This window comes from Rhizobium sp. RAF56 (genome assembly GCF_052113965.1).
GTDB lineage: Bacteria > Pseudomonadota > Alphaproteobacteria > Rhizobiales > Rhizobiaceae > Rhizobium.
In genome coordinates, this window is record NZ_JBFRDU010000095.1 from 1 (window position 1) to 1,865 (window position 1,865).

At 61.0% G+C, this 1,865-nt stretch carries 2 protein-coding genes; both read right to left on the reverse strand.

Annotated elements, in window-relative coordinates; translation table 11 throughout:
• Positions 1–208: 208 nt before the first annotated feature.
• Positions 209–1,123 carry a glycosyltransferase family 2 protein gene (locus AB4048_RS28665; RefSeq protein WP_442205327.1) on the reverse strand — a complete coding sequence of 305 codons (915 nt, stop codon included), beginning with the start codon at positions 1,121–1,123 and terminating at the stop codon, positions 209–211.
• A 1-nt stretch (position 1,124) separates the two neighbouring features.
• Positions 1,125–1,757: a class I SAM-dependent methyltransferase gene (locus AB4048_RS28670; protein ID WP_442205328.1), complete on the reverse strand. Its 633-nt coding sequence runs from the start codon at positions 1,755–1,757 to the stop codon at positions 1,125–1,127.
• Positions 1,758–1,865: the final 108 nt, after the last annotated feature.

A 1,865-nucleotide genomic window follows, 5' to 3' on the forward strand; every position in this document is an offset into this window, starting at 1 on the left:
TCCGGAAAATTGTGCGAGCGTGCTGTAAGTGCCGGGAACAGTGCTCCATTCCAACTGGCGGAGGTAGGCGTGATCCACAACGACGATGCTCGCCGCAATCCCGCGCAGGATCTGGAGCGTGTGGAACTTGCTCATGCCGCTTCACCTTTAGCAGGTTGCACAGCCGAAACAGAACCGCAGCCGTCGCATGAGGTCATCGTGCACGCCTTCAAAAATGCTGGGCGCGCGAGGGCGCCAAACGCTGGGTCATGAGGTCGAGCACCGCTCGCAGATTGCCAGAGAGGCGGCCACGACGATCGACCGCTTTCTCCCCGCGAAGCGTCCCGAGAACGTTCGCCGCGAAGTTTCTGCTCATGAGGAAGAAGCCCTTCCTCCAGGAACACGTGCCCTTGGCGATCAGATAGCAGGGGTTGGCGATCTGAGCGTAACCAAGCCCCATGCCGGGCTGCCGGCCCGACTTGACGCCAAGATGGACGCCACGCGCCGAAGAAACGCGAACGATCGATCCGAAGGCTGCGAGGCGTCGGCTGAAATCGACATCCTCAAGCCAGGCGTAAAGCGGCAACTGCTCATCGAAGCGGAGGTGATGAGCCCTGACAGCAGTCAGGCGGACCGCCATGTTGCAGCCGTAACCGTTATAGACGGAGACAAGGGGCAACGAGCCTGTCGCTGGCGACTTTGCTAGATGCTTTTCAGCATCCGCCACGGAGAGGCCGGGCCCTAGAATTCCGTCCGCGACGACCTTGCCTGTCGTCATGACGACGGTCGGATGAGCCGCAAGGACCGCCTCGGTTTCGGCAAGATATTCGGGCGCCATGACGAAGTCGTCGTCCAGAAACACCAGGACGTCGAGATCGTCGGCGGCATCCAGTAGCCGATTTCGCTGGTGCGGAAGCCCCCTGGGGCCAAGGATATGAACGACCTCGGGATGGCTCTCGCACAGCCCCTCGACGTCCTCCTGTCGCGGCGAGCATACCAGCACCGTGTCGGCCGCGCGGATCTGTCTTTTCAGCAGGCCGACGGTCTCGCGCACGGTCTCAGGGCGGCCGGCCGTCGCTATCGCGACGCCGATGCGTAGGTGTCTCACTGGTGGTTCGATGAAGATCGCTTCGCGGGCGAACATGCTATTGCTCCTGAGCGGCCAGCGGCTTGCGGGCATAGGCCCAGACCATCACCGGGAAATCCGGTTCATTCTTCAGCGAGCCGAGGAAGCCCGCCTTTGGCCAGCGCTTGAAGTTGGCGCGCACGCAGTTTCTGTTGCCCCAGGACTTTGTTTCGATATGCTCCTCGGGGAAACCGGCTTCCTGCAGCAGGCACGAAAGACCAGTTTCGGTCCACCGGTTGCAATCGATCGGCGAGGCATGCACCCGCAGCAGAAACGGCGTTGCAATGATGAAGTGCCCACCGGGACGCAGCATGGCGTAGACGTTGCGCGCCGCGCGCATCGGCCATTTCAAATGCTCGAATACCTGGTCGGCGATGATGAGATCAAAGCGTTCCGGAAGCGTCTCGGCGCAGATATCAAACCCCGGATATTCGGTGGCCCGATATGACTTGAACGTGAATTCGCGGCGCCACTGCACGCCTCCGGAAACCTCAAGCGTATCGAGCGTTTCAGGGCCGAGCTGCCGGATGAAGGCAAAGGCCTCGCGGTAGAGAACCACGCGAACCCAGTCATCGGTTTCATAGCCGAACGACTGCAGCGTTTTTCTTAACCGATCCTTGAGCTCCGGCCGATTCCGCAAGTGTAGGTTCATAAGCGGCTTCCCTGATTTTTCGGTGTTGGGATTGCGTTGAGAACGACGCCGAAGACCATCGCGCCCACGTCGCGCAACGCGTCGGCGACATAGCTCAGCGCGTCGAAC

Coding starts and splice junctions, on each gene's coding strand:
- AB4048_RS28665 (WP_442205327.1), bottom strand. CDS start 1,123: ATGTTCGCCCGCGAAGCGATCTTCATCGAACCACCAGTGAGACACCTA.
- AB4048_RS28670 (WP_442205328.1), bottom strand. CDS start 1,757: ATGAACCTACACTTGCGGAATCGGCCGGAGCTCAAGGATCGGTTAAGA.